The following is an 18453-nucleotide window of genomic DNA, read 5'->3' on the forward strand; positions in this document are numbered from 1 at the left end:
ACCTCTATTTTTCTAAATTTAAACAATCAGCTGCTAAGGGTAGTTCATCCTTGATTGCTGATTTAATGGCATCAAATTTATCGCTTCCACCACCCATAACCGTAACATTACCTTTCAAACGAATATCAGGCGACTCTAGCGTTATTGATGAGCTATCAATCGTAATTTTTCCACCAGGTCCACGAATTTGCACTTTGGATGAAGCATCAAGGTTTAAAATTGCGGTTTGACAAATTATTTTTTCACCTGCGGTAACTTCATAAGTTCCTTGAATATTCTCTTTTTGATGACGACCAATTTCAATTAAACGAGATGCACCAATCGTTTCTTTTAATATATTGCCAGTTTCAAAAACTGTATCTCTGCCAATCCGCTTATTTTGCGTTTCGCCAATTTGAATAATTTGATTTTGTCCAATGGATATTTCTTCAACATGATTGACAAAGCGCTTTCTATCATTGCCAATATTTTCTTCATAATCATTACCAATAAAATGAATTTCATCATGACCAATCGTTTGCATTTTATCGTTATTAACACGGATTGTTTCATCTTTTTGAGCGTGAATAAAAATTTGTTCTTTGTCTGCCTCGTCTTCAAACGAAAGCTCGTTATAACCTTCCCCCTTATGAGTATCAGACCTAATAACCATTTTTGTTTTATGTTCTGGTAACTTATAAGGCGGTTGGTTGCTAGCATGATAGGTTCGCCCAGTAATGATCGGCTGATCGGGATCGCCTTCCAAAAAGTCCACAATTACCTCATGGCCAATGCGTGGTAGTGCGACATGGCCATATTTCCCGCCGCCCCAATTCATCGAGACCCTTATCCAACAAGATGAATCTTCAGCCTTTGGGTCTTTGTGGCGGTCCCATGGGAAGTGAACCTTAACGCGGCCATATTGGTCGGTGTGGATTTCTTCACCCTCTGGCCCCACAACCGTTGCTATCTGTGGGCCGTCGATGAGTGGTTTGTTGGTTTGCGGTGCGCGGTAGGGCAAATGCGAAGGTTGCACGGCAAAGGCATTGGCGTAAACGGTGGCATTATCCGCGCTGTTGTTACCTTGAATGGCAAGGTTCATACGACGGTTAAGGCTTTGAGTGAGCAAATTAGGACTATGCGATGAGGTCGTACCAAAACTTAAGCCCGACAGCGTTGTACCATGTAAGCCAGGCGCTACAATGCCCGTGTCGGCCATACCTATCCCTTGTGCATCCTCACCCCATGCTTGCGGCTGTACGCCCTCATGACGAATGGTGAGTAACCGCCATTTCTGGTTTAAACGATCATCTGGATGCTCAAACAAGGTAATTGCATGACCGGTAAGCAAATGCGGTGCATTGGAAACACCATAGCCGAGCGACGCATCCACACGCGTTGCTTCTAGCTTATAACGGGTGAAGGCTTTACCAGCACTATCCTTCTTATAGCGACCTGGATAATCATAAAGCTCATAATCATGCTTTTCGCCATTCGGGTTAGCGGTGCGCTCCTTATGCTCCTGATTATAAACTGGGTTCTTGAAGGTGTAATCGCGCTGCACAACCGTTGTGGCGCGCAATTTCTCACGATAGGAAAGCGATGAGCAAAACAGCCCTTTGACGGAGCCTGATGATAAGGAATTATATTCAATCTCTTTTAAGCCTGGGCAATCATGCAAGACATTGGGCTTATCTGAGATAATGAGCTTTAACAAACCTTCCTTGTCATGCTCAAAGTAATAGAAAATACCTTCTTCGGCCAAAATACGCTCAACAAAGCCAAGATGGCTTTCACGATATTGCACGCAATATTCACGCGCATCGTGACTACCTTCATCAATATCCCAAGTGACATTTTCAATACCATGCTCTGAGAAGAGTTCCTTAACAATATCGCCAACTTTTTTGGTCTGGAACACACGGCAATCAGAACCATGATCCAAACGATAAAGGCTTGGCATTAAAACAAGACGATAGGCGGTACGGTGATGACCTCTGTCACCGCGCTCAGCCTCTACCACAACGCCGGAGAAATGGCGCAAGGTTTCCATATATTTATGATGCACGGTTAAAGTGCCCGGACTATCAAGCAAGGCTTGCAAATCAATATTATCATCACTGCTTGAAAGCATGACTTCTATTCTGGTCATGCCAAAGATCGCTTCATCTACCGCAAAGGCAGTGACGACAAAGGTATCATTAGGTGCTTCCTTCATCCAATAGCTAAAGGCAATATCCTGCTCTTGGAATTGTTTTGGAAGTTGCATTATTGGATTCATCTCGAAAGCCCCATTGTCTTTATTTAAAAAGTATTATTTAATTTTAATAAGCCTTAAGCACATAGCTAATGGCTTAACATCATCGGTATGACTATGCCCCGCAAAGCCATACCGATGCTTCTTCCCTCATTCATAGCTCTGATCTTATCAATGAGGGCGATAAGCAAAAGTGAAGCGTTTATTTTTTAACCCCATATAAACGCTTCATCCCTTGCCTAATGGCTTAAACCTTAGGCGCACGCCAATCGTCAGCACCTGACGTGCCTGCAACTGCATGTTCCCACTCAATCTTACGATAGCTTAAAGACACTGTTACCAATTGGGTAAAGTCTGCATTTTTTGGGTCTTGGCAATGAGGCATGTTGCAATCAATATCAACAATGATCGCATCGGTAAGCTTGGTGGTGAAGAAATGCTCTTGCTTACCTGATGTGCTGGTGCGATACCATTTAACTTCACAGGTGCTGAGCATTTCGCCTGAAGTAAGCGCATTATAAAGCAAAGGGGTTGCTTTGCTCAAAGCTGCTGTGAACTTGAAAGGCTTATGGACGCGCTGACCTGAAGGCTGACCAGATTGTGGATCACGAGGAATGGTTACAACATGATCAATGGCCTGAACAAGGATTTCGTCTTCATGGCCTTCTTGCCAGATATTGCCGATTGAATCTTCAGACGCTGCACCTTGAGTGATTGGACCCTGTGTTGTACCTTCGATTTTAATATAGGCTGGTGTTGGCATTTCTTTATCCTTTTATATAAACAAACAAACTTACATTTTAAAAACTGACGGCACTTAAATCCCCCTCAATTGAGAGCTTAAAATGATGGTAGCCAACAGTCCTGTGAGCAAAGAAAGTTCAAAGGAGAAATGAAAACCCTTGCCCACAGTAAATACAAAGCAAGTTTCATGCCAACTCGGAGCAATAACAAAAATAAAATGACAAGTGATTGAAAATAAAAAGAAAATTAAATTATCACCGTCATATATTTAATATTTAGCAAATACTAATAACTGCAAAAAATTGCAGTCTTTTTTGGCCGCAAACAGCTAAAAATGCACCTAAACATCAGAAAACAAACAGAAAAACACCCGACTGCAAGAAATTGCAGTCGACTGCAATTTTTTGCAGTAATTAGAATATTATTAATACTCTAATATAAAAAATCCTTGATATTTATCAAAAGCATCAAATGAAGACGCAAAAAATTAGAAAACAGCCAATCTATCCTAATTCGTTTTAAGCGTTATCGTCTTTAGCAAAGTCCATTCTGTACTATTAAAAACAGCACCATCTTTATCAATATAAAGATTAACCTCATCCGTTATTTTATCCTAAATGTTAAATAAACTGTCCTCTTTTAATCTCTAGGGTCAGGACCTATTAATTTTATTGATTCACATTTTAGTTGATTTATGATTCATTGGTGTGATGGAGGTAGCCAATGAGTGATTTGTTTTTATTGAGTGAAGATCAACTGGCGTGGATATCGCCTTATTTTCCATTATCGCATGGGGTGGCACGTGTTGGTGATGTGCACGTTATCAGTGGGATTGTCTATGTTATTAAGCATGGTTTGCAATGGAAAGATGGCCCTAAGGATTACGGTGCGCACAAAACCCTTTATAACTCCCTTTTTCGCTGGAGCAGATTGGGTGTGTTTGATCGTATCTTTGCAGCACTTGCCGGGGAAGGTCCAAAACCTCAGGGTATCATGATTAATGCAACTCATCTTAAAGCACACCTCACAGCAGCAAGCCTGCTTAAAAAGGGGGTGTTCCCCACTGTGTCGGACGCACAAAAGGTGGCTTGAACTCAAAACTGCATACAGTCGTTGACCAAGATGGAAAGCCGTTATGCCTGTTATTGTCAGAAGGTGAGATGAGCGACTATAAAGGTGCAGCTCTTCTGTTACCAGTTTTGCTTGAAGCGCAAGAACTTATTACTGACAAAGGTATTGATACTGTCTGGTTCAGGCAAGCCTTATTTGACAGAAAAATTAAGCTTTGCATTTCTCCCCGAAAAGGTAGGACAGCGAATATCTTCTTTGACAAGGCAACCTATAAATTACGTCATAAAATTGAGAACTTGTTTGCAAAACTTCAAACTTGGCGACGTATTGCAAGAAGATACGATCAATGCGCTCATAATTTCTTTTTAGCAATATGTATCGCTGCAGCCGTGATATTTTATCTCAATTAATGAGTCCTGACCCTAGTTTTACCAGGCATATTAAAAAAATAAAGGGGCTGTACCATTTAATTAACCCATAAATTGCTTAACCCATTGTTTAATTTGTCTTAATTGCGATTGGGCCGATGGGTTATTGAAACGCCACTCACACTCCTTTAAAAATAGTCCAAAATTCTGTTTTGGTATACCATTAAATTTGCGCATATGGCGCTTGGCTTGGTTCCAAAAATTCTCAATGCCGTTGATGTGATTTCCCTTGTCTGCAAACAAGTTTGAATGGTTGATGCGATAATGTTTAAACTCTGATACATCCAAAGCATTATATCCACGCCAACAGTCGCTATAGACAATACTATCGGGCACAACTTTGCGTTTAATGATGGGCAATAAACTGGCACTTGATGCATCTGGAATAATCTTCGTATATACACGTCCACCGCGCTTGAGAAGGCCAAATACTGGAAATTTACCACCTGCTCCACGTCCACGATTGCCCTTGCGGTGACCGCCAAAATAACTCTCATCGACCTCAATCTCACCGTCAAAAACCTCACTCGCTTCTTGCTCTGTTTGATAGGCAATCAGCTCGCGAAGTCTTTGATAATAATAGGCAGATGTCTTGAAATTGACGCCAACTAAATCAGCTGCGCATCGTGCAGTTGTGCATGCTACAAAATGCTCCATCAATCGATCTTGTTTAGCTTTCGATAAGCGACTCTTTCTCATACTTATACCAGTAAACTTTCTCAGTTATCTGGTACAGCCCCAAAATAAATTTTATTCAGGAATGTTAAACTCGGATATCAACATTCGAGGAAATTTTCCAACATTATTTATATGATCTCGATTGGCTCATAATTTTAACACTTTTTCTATAATTTTTAGTTCAATTTCATTTTACATGCAAGCTGTCCACAAAGGTCGATTTCCATTTTGAGCATAAAACCCAAATTATCATAATGGTAAGTCACAAGATGCGCTTCACCACCATCAACTAGCTATTTAACCGATCTACATTGCCTAGCTTCATCACTTCAAACTTTAAAAAAAACCATCAGAATGCTGAACTTCAAGCAATAAACCTTCAATTATAGCTTGAGGCGACAAACTCATTTATAGCTGCTTTTAATTTTAAAAGTTGATTATAAAAAATTGATTGAGGGCTGCTAATTTTAACAATGGGGGCATTGTTAGGCAAATAGAAAGCAAGGCGCAAAAATCGTTGCCATTGCACATCTAAATCACCACTATCAATATGGTCAATCAGGTAAGCCGCATCGTCTTTGGTAACTGGCCCTGCTTCAATTCCTAACTTTAAATGATGTGCGATACTCGTTAAGAGTGGATCATCACTGGCTAATATCATTAAATTATCAATATCAGCAGCATTTTTTGATATGCGGAATAAATATAAAAAATGAGCCCAGAATGCTAAATTTTTATCCGATTGATGATTACTACACCAATATTCGATCACTGGGACATGTTTTGTTAAAATTCCATTTTTAGCCCAATTCCAACATAACAGCGTTGCTATCTCTGGACGTAATGCTTTCGCCGCTTCTATATCATCACTTATTTGAATATCATTTATAGCAGACAATAAAAATAATGATGCAGGATATTTAAGTTTAAGTGCTGCAATTTGATTAAGATGTCGGATGGGTTCGCTTTCAACTGCTTTTAATATGTTCTGATTGATATACTGCGCCGCCCGATATGTTGCATTAAGCGGCGATGGAATATCTAACTGGCTTGTTGCTATGTCTAAATACTGCCATTGAAAACCAACACAATATGTCAGGGCCGTTGATAAAATCGGTTGCGGTTCTATTGCATCACACAGACTTGCCCATTTTGCTGCTGGATACTCATGTAAATTATTGAAAATCTTTTTGAGTAAAGGTTCAATGTCCTGTGTCTCAAAATTATTGCTTATTTTATCGGAAAAATAATTATAATTATTTTTGAAAGCTTCGATTAATGTAATTAAATTTTGACTGATACTTAAGTTAATCATTATTTATCATCATCATATATAAATTCAATGCTATTTTTATGGCATTTTTGTTCAGTTGTCCGTTTAATAATTTGCAGATCAATAGGACCTCTGGTGTCAAACGGATATGAATTATAATCAAATACTGAAAATTCGTTATTATTTGGGTTTAGGTCCATATAAATATCATAATAACTATTTTGAGCAGACATCTGCAAAGCATCGGTATATTCAATTGCGGTTATGACCAAATACTTTTTATTACAAAAAAGATCAGTTATTTGTGCGGTATCAATCGTCACACTTGGAACAGCTTGTTTATCCACGATATATTTTATTTGCGACAAGGCCAAATTACCTTCCATTTACACCTTAAAGAATGTGAATGGAGATTTAATAACCGATCTTCCGATAAAGCAAAAATCTTGCTACAATATTTAAGGTTAAACCCGCTTAACTAGGCAAGACCCTATCGAAGTTATTATTTGCCATCTGCGTTAATGAGAAAAATATAACTAATTGAGGCTACGCCTGATATTGGGAATGTGACACATTGATAATATAAAAACTAAGCGTTCAAGGCATAAATACGCGTATATTAGGTCGATAATACTACTCATAGAGCAATAAAAAATGGAACTGCTATATATTGTGAAACTCTTTTAATTTTGACTGTCTTTCCTTCTTTTGTTCCCAAATAACCGCCTTCTTTATATACAGATATAATTATAACAACATAACCAGTAGGATTTATACGTTCTTGTGCATGTATAGCTCTTAAGCGATAGTCTGTTGCACAACCTCTTGACTTTGGTAAACTATCATCCTGATAAATTAACCTTTCTAAGCCGTTTGATTTATCTTTATAATAAAGTTTGAATATTTTGCTTGCTTTGCAATCTTGATTATTTGTAGTTTGAGAGGCGTCAAATTTTTCTAATCTTATTTGTCCATACTGCCCCATACGACTATGCCAATCAGCAATTGCACCATTGCCGTTTTGTTGTGGCCCCATTGACCATATTAAAATTCCAGGATCTAATATTCCATCTTGTTTTAAAAACTCTGTATGGTCGGATATTAATTTATCCCACATATAATAAGCTATGTCCGAGTCACTAGTTGATTTTCTAACAATTGGTGTATTGTTAACATATCGGTTAGTTTGCAAATCAAGAATGTTTAAACGCGCAACGGCAACACCTTCTTCATAACCATATTGACCGAACCAATATGTCAGATGCTCAACACTAAATCCCATTGGGATAAATTCAACACTAGCTACATCAACTAAACCATTATCGTTAACAGCTTGAGCCATAGAGATATTAGAACATATAAAAAAACACAAAACTGAAAAAATATATTTCGCAAACATTTTATAATCCTATTTAGGTGGCACACCGACTAATACAGGTGGCCAATATGTTCGATTATCGTCTCGGTTAGGAAGCCAATATTTTGGCTTTCCATTGGGCGCATCTCCCCAAAACCGTTCATGTTGAAACTTTTTAACTGTATCAATAGGAACCCCTTTATTCTTTAATATGTCATAAAATTTATTATATGGAAATATGCGTGGGTCTCTATGACCATTCTTTATGCCTCTATCCATCTCTATATGAGGAATTATATTTAACCATTGCGGTTCTCCTCCATAATGCGCAAGAATAGCTTTACTCGCTTCAATATAAAGATCAGCAAGACTATTAAGTTGTTTATCTGTCCACACTACCTTGTTCATATCTTCTTCAATTACATTATTAGTATATGCTTGCTCGCATTCAACATGTACTGCAATATTCGTTCTAGGCGTATAGTCTTTTTCCACCTTGGTTGCAGATTGGCGTTGCAACCAAGAAACAAGTCTATAAATTGCACCATCTTCTCGCCGAATAAATGCATGCGCAAGTATAGAAGACCTACCTTTACTTCTGCCTGGAAAGTTAGCTTTGCCTTCTTGAATAGCTTTAACAGCTTGTTCAGGTGTTCTTACATCATGCTTTACAAACCAGTAATTTGTCATCATTCCTGCAGTATCATGTATAACAAAATATTCTGGACGCATACATGCTTCACAAGGTTTACTCGGATCGTTGCTTCTGCCTGCATTTGATTGGCGCGGCGCTACGGGTGGTGGAGTGACTGCAGGTAGTGGAGCTGCCGGCGGTGGATTTTGCAACAATGACGGAGAAAGAGGAGTTCTATTCCTATTACACATTAATCAATATCCTTACTATTGTTATTTTAATAAGAAAGAAAAAGTTCTTTATTTTGTTTCTTAATGAAATAGGATAAGCTCTTTAAACAATTTATAAGAAATATTTCTGAAGCATCATTATAGTGTTTATTAAGAATTTCTGTTACCCAATAATATTGTGGGTCGGTATAAAAACTGACACCTAAAAAAAATGAAATATGAGCAAATAGATGCTTTTGATCTATTCTGTTAAAGTTATGATATTCAGCTATCGAATGACACTGATTATAAAATTCATATACGGAATTATTAATGAGTGTAAATTTTTCAGGCCATAAATATTCTGCATTTTCTTCAAACCCATTGATATTAAATGTATCAAAATCAAGAAATAAATTAATATCAGATAAAGCCATTTTTCGAAGAGCATTATCAAAATTTACACCATCTTTTCCCGCAACAATTAAATATTCTTTATAAAAAATATTATAAATTATTTGCCATTTTTTCACATCATCATCATTTATATTTCTAATATGAATATTTATTTCATCATATTGTTTATCATAAATAAAATTAATGCCAAGATATAATGCTATACTTGTATATATATCGCATATCGCAAATATATTTTCAGAAACACATTCACAATTGGATATGATTAATTTAGTATATTCATTTAATCTATTTTCTCCCATTTCTTCAAAAATACCCGTTTGATTTTCTTTTATAAAGGTTATTATTTTATCCGCAGTCTTTTGATACAAAATACTTTTTTGTTGTTTTTTAAATTCCATCACTTCGATGAGTATATCCATTATTTATTCCTTTTTATTTAGATAATTCTACCCAGTTTTCGATTGTAACATCATATTCATTTTTTTCTTTTATCTTTAATAGATGTTCTAGAGCTGTTGAACTATTTTGAGGAAAATCATAACCATATGCGCAACAGCAAATGATGACATTTTTTAAATTAACAACATTGTTGATATTGTATTTTTCTAAATCTTTTAATTTTTTAAAGTAATTTTCATAAATAATATACTTGAATTTATTAAAATTACCTTGATATTTGAGTATCTCATTTCTTAATTCATATATGTATTTATTTTTAAGATAGTCTGTAATTTTTCCATACTCTTTATTGCTTACTGTATAAAAGGTGCTAATCACACCCTCATCTCTATTAGATGAAATAACCTTTGTTTTTGAATATTTACATTCATTTGTAAAATATACCGAGGTAAATTCAAATGCTTCTTTCGCAAAATTAGAAAATATATAATTAACATCATTCGTAGCTTTAAAAGCGTAAAATTGATTAATACTATGTGTAAAATTATAAAAGAATTTTTTGTTCATAAAATTAAGCATATAATATAATATATTCGGATCATAATATCTAAAATCGACGATTTTGTTTTCACTCTCTAAATATACATCAGAGAATTGCCTGAAGTGGCGGCGCATTTTCCATAATGGGTCTTCAGGTCCTTTGGTGAGGTTGCCAAGCTTTAATTGCTCTTCATTTGATGGTAAAAAGCGTTTGTCGTTGATACAGGGATTGCCATAGAGAAGTTGGGCTTTGTGGGTGCTAGCGGTAAAGTAAATACCCCAACCTTGCCCCCAACCTTCTTCAATCAACCATTTGGTAAGCTTATGGCCGCGTTTTAACGCAATGATGAACGGTGCTTGCTGGATATTTCGGGTTGCAACATCACCTTGGAACATATGCGCCCATGAGATATCATCACTGGTAAGTAACCGCCCATAAAGCCCCTCTGCCCAATAGCCATCCATAATGCAGTAAACATTAATATCATCATTGGCATCTTGCCATAGGATTTCTTCAATCTGCTCAACTGTGGGCTTAAATGGTTGATCTGCAGCTTCATCGTTTTTAACTTTTGAGGCACTGTTTTCTTGGTTGCCAAAGTCAAGATGCGGATTGTCTTCAGCCTCAGGTATTGGCTTGCCAAAGCTGGTGATGACATCGCCACGTTTTTCAGGTGCCCTTGCCCAATCAGGTGCAAAGGGTGAATCTGAATATTTTATCCTTTTGTCATCACTTGCCATGCGATCTTATCCTTCAAACAACCACCATTCATTAACCGCTCTATTCAGCCTCATGAGCATAGGGGCATTTTTCACGGAAAGGCTTGCGTGTTCCAGGCGGGCTTGATGCGCCAATAAACACATTGGGGCTTCCCGTTGCATCAACACCGCCGCAATCAATAGGATCGCCAATCCGCCCAGCCTGTCGACCATTAAAGAAGACTGTTGGCGAACCTGCTGCAAGTTTTCTCCCATGTGGTGGTGATGGACAGGTTGAACACCCATGAGCAGCATAGGCATCGCCCTTACGCACCGCAGGTCTGCCATTGATAATCACATTTGGACTGCCTTCAATGGCTGGTGATGGCGGAAAATGACAAGCATGCCCCGAACCAATGTCGCCTAATCGTGCGGCTGGTAATCCCATAGCTTCTCTCCCTATTTCTTATAAGAGCGTTCATAGCGCTCAGCATATGGACCTTGATATTTATCGGCTTCTTGTGGCTCAATCATTGGCACTTCCATGCCCTTGGCTGGTGAGCCGGCACCAGTGTTGACATTAACCACTGTGCCTTCAATAATAATGCCGCTATCATCAATGCGAATAAAATTGCCGCCGACATTTAACGAGATCACTGACCCTGCACGGATAACAACTTTATCACCACCATCCACAAAGATTGTCCCTGGTGCCTTATATTGCTGATGCGCCTCACTCTCGATGCGAATATTGCGCTCAACCCGCTTAGTCCAATTACCTTTGATAAGATCAGCTTGTTCGCCATGAATAATTGACATTTCATCGCCCAAAACTTCATGTTTTTTGCAGCCTTCAACCTTAAGGCTCATAGAACCGGCAATGACTTCGGTGTGCGAGCCAGAAACTTCAATATCTTTTGAGCCACCAACACTTTCCGACTGTGAGCCATCAACGCGCTTATGACGATTAGCGCCGATTTGCCATGTTTCATTATCCTTAACTACGGTATTTAAATATTTTTCTGCATGAAGCCAAACTTCTTCTTGATCCATTTCGTCTTCAAAGCGTAATTCATTAAATCCGTCCCCCTTATGGGTTTTAGATTGAATAATCATCCGAGTTTTAAAATCAGGGAGTTTATTTGGAGCTCTATTTGCTTCGTTATATGCCCGACCTGTAATAATAGGCTGATCTGGATCACCTTCAAGAAAATCAACAATTACGTGCTGACCAATGCGAGGAATAGCGATTTGTCCCCATCTTCCTCCGGCCCAATCTGTTGCTATTCGTATCCAACAACTCGAATGTTCGTTACTTTTACTATAACGATCCCAAGGGAAACTGACTTTTACACGGCCGTATTCATCACAAAATATTTCTTCGCCTTCTGGCCCCACAACAATTGCCATTTGTGGACCTTCAACAATGGGTTTGGGAAATAAAGCCGATCGCCAAGGAGTAGTACTTGGAATGCAATGGAAGCCAGTGGTTATGAATGTACCACTGCCATCACCATATTCCTCCAATGAACCTGGTTGCGTTCCAGAATGACTAACTGATACTAAAAAATAACGTTGATTTAAGGCGTCATCATAATGTTCTTTTAATGAGAAACAAAAACCTGGCGATAAATATTGGCACTTCCCAGAACCACTACCTACAGATGCATTGCTACGATAAGCTTCTAACTTATAGCGTGTAAAATCTTTGCCCACGGCATCCGACTTATAACGGCCAGGATAATTATAAATGGAAAGTGGCTGCTGTAAGCCTTTAGCATTCTCTGTATTTTGAGATGTTTCGAAATTATGAACCGGATTTTTAAAAAAATGATCTCTTTGTCGAACTTGCGATACAGTTACTTCTTCGCGCCACGAAAATTGATTGACATAATGATGATACGTATTTCCACCTGATAAAGAATTATATTCAAGTATTTGATCATTTTTTACGTCATTTCCAACTAATGTAGAATCCCCCAGAACTAATATATGTTCATTCTTCTCATGTTCAAAGAAATAAGATATTCCCTCTTCGGCTAAGATTCTGTCAATAAATGCAAGATGTGTTTCATGATATTGAGTAGCATATTCTCTTGCAATATGATTTTTTCTTATCTGCCATTTTACCTTTTCGATACCATGTTCTTTCAAAATCGTATCTACAATATCAACAACATTTTGTTGTTGAAAAATACGGTTATCAGAGCCAAATCTTAAACGATGTAAGATAGGCATTAAAGTAACGGTGTAACCCGTAAATGCATGACCTCTATCGCCACGAACTGCAGATGAAACAATACCATGAAAATAACGAGGCTCTTTAAAAGAACGATCAAAAATTGCAAGAACTGCAGGTTTGTCGATTAAAGAAGATAGATCATGTGTAGAATTACGAGAAGCTAATTGGATATTAATGTAGTATAGCGATGACATCGCTTCTTCAACCATAAAACTCGTTACTACAAATTGGCCATCTGGTATTCCGTCGGATTCAAAAGTAAAAAATAAATCTTGAGTTTGATCTAACATATTCATTCCTTATAAGATATTGACTAACTCCAGTTAGGCATGTGCATATGTAATATTCCTAAATCAATTGGTTTAATTGTTTGAAATATAGAAGGAAATTTTATTGGTTCGCCGGCACATGGATTATTCTCCAAGCCAGATATTTTGTCCTGTTCAAAAAATGGTTCAAACCTATAGTTTTTATTATTTGTAGAACCTAGACCATCTTCAGGCCATAAAAGTTCAGCTATTTCGGGTGGGACTATGCCACATATACTTCGAACATCTTCATATCGTACATGGCCAATTGCAATATAAAAACCAATTATATTAGAGACAAGATCTTCTTTACTAAAACTGCTATCTCTTGAAAGTGGAACATACCCTTGTAAATCTTCAAATCTTTTGCTAATTTCCATAAAAATACTAATAGCAACTCTTTTTTTTTGCTCAATGGTTAAGCCATATCTGACAAGATACTCTTGTTGTCTTAAAATCCGAGGCCTAAATTTATAAAAATTAGCACCCATATCCATTTTAAAAATTACGCGAAAGCCTGTTCGTTCTTTATTTCCAAGCCAAGGTGTAGTATCCTTGAAGCGAGCTAAATTATCGTGTCTGCACCCCATGCGTACCCCCGTACGATATTGACCCAATACCTGGTCCGCACCACCACAATAATAAGCTTTAGCTGGTGGTTGTGAATCTCCATTTTTAATTTGGTTCCATAAATTTACAGCGCCTTTATGGGGATCGTTGTCGCTTCCTGGATAAAGGTGTGTAAAATCTAGCCACCCACAATTACACGAGTATTCGATTTGGTTATATTCTGTACCATCTCTTTTAAAAGATTGTTTAATTTGAGCTTTAGTAGACATAATATTACTCTCCCCAGCTTATTTGTAAATTAATAAGGTCGCCATTTTTTTTAATAAAAAATTCATATTGGTAGTCACCTGAATATGAACATTGTGTATATTTATTATTATATGGATCAATTTTATTTTCGCATGATTTTAATTTAAATTTTTTATTATAGAAATCAATTATTTCAACTTGTTTCATACTTGTAGAATAATTGATGGTTCTTTGGCTAAAGCTTATTACTTCAAACATTTGATAAAACATAGTGACATCCTCATCGCCAACCTTTGGAGGGATTGGAAACTTTTTTAAATCCCCTGGTAAAAATAAAGCATAAAAAGTATTCTTTTTAACTCCTTCTTCCAATATAGGTATTAGCGCTAAAGAGAAAAAACATGCAAAAGTAGTTATTAAAATAAGTAATAATAGTATAATATATTTGAATAAATACATCACCTCGCCAATCTTTTTCAAATTTTAATAATGCCGATTTTTATTCTTATATTTTATATTTATAAAAAAACGAGCAAAAGTGAAGCGTTTATTTTTTAACCCCATATAAACGCTTCATCCCTTGCCTAATGGCTTAAACCTTAGGCGCACGCCAATCGTCAGCACCTGACGTGCCTGCAACTGCATGTTCCCACTCAATCTTACGATAGCTTAAAGACACTGTTACCAATTGGGTAAAGTCTGCATTTTTTGGGTCTTGGCAATGAGGCATGTTGCAATCAATATCAACAATGATCGCATCGGTAAGCTTGGTGGTGAAGAAATGCTCTTGCTTACCTGATGTGCTGGTGCGATACCATTTAACTTCACAGGTGCTGAGCATTTCGCCTGAAGTAAGCGCATTATAAAGCAAAGGGGTTGCTTTGCTCAAAGCTGCTGTGAACTTGAAAGGCTTATGGACGCGCTGACCTGAAGGCTGACCAGATTGTGGATCACGAGGAATGGTTACAACATGATCAATGGCCTGAACAAGGATTTCGTCTTCATGGCCTTCTTGCCAGATATTGCCGATTGAATCTTCAGACGCTGCACCTTGAGTGATTGGACCCTGTGTTGTACCTTCGATTTTAATATAGGCTGGTGTTGGCATTTCTTTATCCTTTTATATAAACAAACAAACTTACATTTTAAAAACTGACGGCACTTAAATCCCCCTCAATTGAGAGCTTAAAATGATGGTAGCCAACAGTCCTGTGAGCAAAGAAAGTTCAAAGGAGAAATGAAAACCCTTGCCCACACCAAATACTAAGCAAGTTTCATGCCAACTCGGAGAAATAACAAAAATAAAATAACAAATGATTGAAAGTAAAAAGAAAATTAAATTATAGCTGCCATACATGCAATGTTTAGCAGATACTAATAACTGCAAAAAATTGCAGTCTTTTTTGGCCGCAAACAGCTAAAATTGCACCTAACCATAAGAAAACAAACAGAAAAACACCCGACTGCAAAAAATTGCAGTCGACTGCAATTTTTTGCAGTAATTAGAATGTTATTAATACTCTAATATAAAAAATCCTTGATATTTATCAAATGATTTTTGAGTGACTCAAAAATAATAGAAAACGAATAAAATTTTTCGCCTATCAACAATGAGTGGACACAAATATTTTCTTTAAATTGCATTATAGGACTATGAACTTTTGCAACATGATCCTTTGCGAAACAATTTTAGGAATAGCAGCTCCTAAAAAATACAAAATTCAAGCTGTAACTAAACGACAATTATTCGTCATCACGATACACGGAATATAAAAAAGGAGCTGTACCATTTAATTTGAACGCAATGGTATGAGGAAATTTTGTAAGAACCCAAAGATTAAATGTGAGAAGAGCCGCCCCAAATATGAATAATTTCAAGGCTCTTCGACAAAGTTATTGCGAAAATTTGCCATATCCTGAAAGGGCGCTAAAACATCCGTAATCTATAGCGTCGCAAAGCTCAAATGTTTATACCACCCACTTTTTGCTTTCCTCCCCTTTTGTCAAAATTCTATATTTTTGCAGTTTATTGTACTTGTTTTTTTAATTAATGAGTCCTGCCCCTAGCTCAATGCCAGTTAATATTCATAAAATAATTGATGATCACGAATTATTATTTTGATTTTTGCTCAAAAATTATCTTTGATGAGACAAATCGAACCCCGATAATAATCAAAAATGCAAAAAATAAAACATGAACAATTTAACGACACCTAAAAATGACGACGGCGTACTGCCAACGACAAAAGCTTTTCATCGCATTAGTCTTGCAATGTTTTTTGCAGGCTTTGTTACCTTTTCACTGCTTTATTGCGTGCAACCTTTATTACCATCATTTGCCAATCATTTTAATGTGACACCTGCTGAAAGTTCACTTGCTTTATCACTTTCAACCGGTTTTTTAGCAATTTCAATTTTGCTATCAAGTGCTTTTTCCGAAGCTTTAGGGCGACGAGGCCTTATGGCATGTTCGATGCTTGGCGCAGCCTTATGTAATCTTGCGGCAGCATTTGCACCAAGCTGGCACTGGCTACTTACCGCCCGCGCTTTAGAAGGTATTATGCTAGGCGGTGTCCCTGCCGTTGCCATGGCTTATTTGGCTGAAGAAATCTCGCCCAAAGGCCTTGGTAAAATCATGGGGCTTTATGTTGGCGGCACAGCCTTTGGCGGAATGATGGGTCGGGTGGGCATGGGCATTTTGATCGAATGGTTTGATTGGCATGGCGCGCTTGCAATTATCGGTATTATTGATTTTCTTGCTGCCCTTGCCTTTTACATCTTGCTGCCTGTTCCCCACCGTTTTATCCGCCATAAGGGCTTTGACGTTCGCCATCATGTCCATGCCTGGTTTGGTCATATTGGCTCCAAGCAACTTTTATTAATTTTTTGCTATATATTTTTGATTTTTGGTGTTTTTGTTGCCATTTTGAATTATGCTAATTTTCGTCTATCAACTCCACCATTTAACCTTAGCCCTACACAAATTGGATTTATTTTTTTAAGCTTTATTGCTGGTATGATAGTATCACCTATCGCTGGTAGCCTTACTGAAAAATATCCACGTAGCAATTTACTCATTGCAGCAGTTTTTATATTATTTTTAGGGCTAATTTGTACCTTAAGCACATCGCTTAATATCTTCATTTTGGGTATCACCTTGATAACGATAGGCTTTTTTACGGCACATACGGTTGCAAGTACTTGGGTTGGGCGCATAGCTATAGGTGCTAAAGGACACGCATCTGCGCTTTACCTTTTGTTTTATTATATGGGTTCAAGCTTTATCGGTGCTTTTGGCGGTTGGTTTTGGTTTAAAGGCGGCTGGACAACGGTAATAATCTTTACAAGCTGTTTGCTTTTTCTTGCTTTAATTTTGTGCTTTTACATAAAAAAGGAAGCTGAGGGAGTAAGTAAAACTTAAAATTTGCAACATGCGATAGAGCTTGCGCCTCGAACCGCTCAGCAAATAAAAAATACTATTGATCAGCTTTAAGCACAAGAAGAGTTTCTGGACGATTAATCAATAAGGGCCACTATTTGACAATATTTTTAAATCCAGATACTCGAAATTCTATAAAGGCAGCGCATTTGCGCTACAAATACATTACCATTAAAATTTGCAATAAAATTTGGGGCTGTCCTAGATAACTATAATAAATTCGCTTTTACTATTTGTTTTAAAATAGAAAATTGGATTTTGGGATCACTGTTATTAAAACGCCATTCACACTCTTTTAAAAATAGATGAAAATTCTCGCGCGGAATGCCGTTAAATTTTCTCAAATGTCGTTTTGCTTGGTTCCAAAAATTTTCAATTCCATTGATGTAGTTACGCTTATCCGCAAATAATTTGCTATGATTAATACGGTAATGTGTGAATTCGCTGACGTCAAGAACATCATAACTACGATAGGTATCAGTATAAACAATGCTATCTGGCTTGACATGCTCTTTGATAATAGGGATTAAAGTATTTTTTTGAGTATTGGCAACTTGAACGGTATAAACCTTACCATCACGTTTTAGAAGCCCAAATACGGGTACTTTTCCAAAGGCGCCACGACCACGCTTTCCTTTACGACTTCCACCAAAATAAGACTCATCAGCTTCAATTTCACTTGTCTACATTTCTAGATGTTCGCTATGGAGATAAATCAGTAATCGCAACCGATGAAAATAATAGGCAGCAGTTGTTTTATTAATGCCAACTAAAGCAGCTGCTGTTCTTGTTGTAGAACCTACTATAAATAATTCAATAAGTTTGCATTGCTTATACCAACTTAAACGACTTTTCCTCATGGATTAATCCTACATAACTTCTGTTATCTAGGACAGCCCCTTAAAATAATGTTGTATTTAGAAAGGCTGGCAATTGTTTTGTGATTTAGCCTCTCAA

The 18453-nt window shown here is 37.3% G+C and carries 16 protein-coding genes and 2 pseudogenes; 3 read left to right on the forward strand and 15 right to left on the reverse strand.

The genetic code is table 11. The features are described from left to right. Window positions 1–4 precede the first annotated feature (4 nt). Both H3299_RS09540 and H3299_RS09545 read right to left on the reverse strand, forming a co-directional pair. Window positions 5–2260, reverse strand: a complete 2256-nt coding sequence (locus H3299_RS09540; protein ID WP_182417444.1) for a type VI secretion system Vgr family protein — start codon at window positions 2258–2260, stop codon at window positions 5–7. A 223-nt stretch (window positions 2261–2483) separates the two neighbouring features. Continuing rightward, window positions 2484–2999: an Hcp family type VI secretion system effector gene (locus tag H3299_RS09545; RefSeq protein WP_182417288.1), complete on the reverse strand. Its 516-nt coding sequence runs from the start codon at window positions 2997–2999 to the stop codon at window positions 2484–2486. A gap of 704 nt (window positions 3000–3703) precedes the next feature. Between H3299_RS09545 and H3299_RS09550 the strand changes: the two genes are divergently transcribed. Then, window positions 3704–4461, forward strand: a protein-coding gene (locus H3299_RS09550) for an IS5 family transposase (protein WP_182417445.1) whose coding sequence is annotated in 2 segments (ribosomal slippage) — window positions 3704–4037 and window positions 4037–4461 — 759 coding nt in all. Because the reading frame shifts where the segments join, the coding sequence is not laid out codon by codon here. 60 nt (window positions 4462–4521) lie between these two features. On the opposite strand, the gene H3299_RS09555 is transcribed toward H3299_RS09550, so the two are convergent. The 3 genes from H3299_RS09555 to H3299_RS09565 form a co-directional block, all read right to left on the reverse strand. Then, window positions 4522–5178, reverse strand: coding sequence for an IS1595 family transposase (locus tag H3299_RS09555; protein ID WP_182417446.1), 657 nt, complete (start codon window positions 5176–5178; stop codon window positions 4522–4524). A 358-nt stretch (window positions 5179–5536) separates the two neighbouring features. Next, a complete protein-coding gene (locus H3299_RS09560; protein WP_182417447.1) occupies window positions 5537–6472 on the reverse strand; it encodes a hypothetical protein in 936 nt (311 codons plus the stop codon). Then, the gene (locus tag H3299_RS09565) at window positions 6472–6816 is read right to left on the reverse strand and encodes a hypothetical protein (protein WP_182417448.1); all 345 of its coding nucleotides are present in this window, start codon (window positions 6814–6816) and stop codon (window positions 6472–6474) included. Before H3299_RS09565 ends, H3299_RS09560 begins: the two co-directional genes overlap by 1 nt. Between H3299_RS09565 and H3299_RS15825 the strand changes: the two are divergent. Continuing rightward, window positions 6808–6912 (forward strand): annotated as a pseudogene (locus H3299_RS15825) (IS1595 family transposase); the annotation flags it as partial. The gene H3299_RS09565 and the pseudogene H3299_RS15825 sit on opposite strands and share 9 nt — an antisense overlap. 155 nt (window positions 6913–7067) lie before the next feature. Here the strand turns inward: H3299_RS15825 and H3299_RS09570 are convergent. The 9 genes from H3299_RS09570 to H3299_RS09610 all read right to left on the reverse strand — a co-directional run bounded on the left by H3299_RS09570 (window position 7068) and on the right by H3299_RS09610 (window position 15165). Then, a complete protein-coding gene (locus H3299_RS09570; protein WP_182417449.1) occupies window positions 7068–7829 on the reverse strand; it encodes a DUF2259 domain-containing protein in 762 nt (253 codons plus the stop codon). A gap of 9 nt (window positions 7830–7838) precedes the next feature. Then, window positions 7839–8519, reverse strand: coding sequence for a peptidoglycan recognition family protein (locus tag H3299_RS09575; RefSeq protein ID WP_182417450.1), 681 nt, complete (start codon window positions 8517–8519; stop codon window positions 7839–7841). 179 nt (window positions 8520–8698) lie between these two features. Beyond that, on the reverse strand, window positions 8699–9469 hold the full coding sequence (locus tag H3299_RS09580; RefSeq protein WP_182417451.1) for a hypothetical protein: 771 nt from the start codon (window positions 9467–9469) through the stop codon (window positions 8699–8701). Between the two features lie 13 nt (window positions 9470–9482). Continuing rightward, window positions 9483–10730 carry a DUF4123 domain-containing protein gene (locus H3299_RS09585; RefSeq protein WP_182417452.1) on the reverse strand — a complete coding sequence of 416 codons (1248 nt, stop codon included), beginning with the start codon at window positions 10728–10730 and terminating at the stop codon, window positions 9483–9485. A 40-nt stretch (window positions 10731–10770) separates the two neighbouring features. Further along, window positions 10771–11136 (reverse strand): PAAR domain-containing protein, encoded by a 366-nt coding sequence (locus tag H3299_RS09590; protein ID WP_182417453.1) that lies wholly within the window; start codon window positions 11134–11136, stop codon window positions 10771–10773. 11 nt (window positions 11137–11147) lie between these two features. Next, a complete protein-coding gene (locus tag H3299_RS09595; protein WP_210276093.1) occupies window positions 11148–13220 on the reverse strand; it encodes a type VI secretion system Vgr family protein in 2073 nt (690 codons plus the stop codon). A 23-nt stretch (window positions 13221–13243) separates the two neighbouring features. Continuing rightward, window positions 13244–14077, reverse strand: coding sequence for a hypothetical protein (locus H3299_RS09600; RefSeq protein WP_182417455.1), 834 nt, complete (start codon window positions 14075–14077; stop codon window positions 13244–13246). Window positions 14078–14081: 4 nt separating this feature from the next. Continuing rightward, on the reverse strand, window positions 14082–14516 hold the full coding sequence (locus tag H3299_RS09605) for a hypothetical protein (protein WP_182417456.1): 435 nt from the start codon (window positions 14514–14516) through the stop codon (window positions 14082–14084). A 133-nt stretch (window positions 14517–14649) separates the two neighbouring features. Further along, window positions 14650–15165 carry an Hcp family type VI secretion system effector gene (locus H3299_RS09610; protein ID WP_182417288.1) on the reverse strand — a complete coding sequence of 172 codons (516 nt, stop codon included), beginning with the start codon at window positions 15163–15165 and terminating at the stop codon, window positions 14650–14652. Window positions 15166–16251: 1086 nt separating this feature from the next. Between H3299_RS09610 and H3299_RS09615 the strand changes: the two genes are divergently transcribed. Next, window positions 16252–17478: an MFS transporter gene (locus H3299_RS09615; RefSeq protein WP_182417457.1), complete on the forward strand. Its 1227-nt coding sequence runs from the start codon at window positions 16252–16254 to the stop codon at window positions 17476–17478. Window positions 17479–17705: 227 nt separating this feature from the next. Here the strand turns inward: H3299_RS09615 and H3299_RS09620 are convergent. Further along, a pseudogene (locus tag H3299_RS09620) lies at window positions 17706–18356 on the reverse strand (IS1595 family transposase). Window positions 18357–18453 lie beyond the last annotated feature (97 nt).

The organism is Bartonella sp. HY038, from assembly GCF_014117425.1.
GTDB lineage: Bacteria > Pseudomonadota > Alphaproteobacteria > Rhizobiales > Rhizobiaceae > HY038.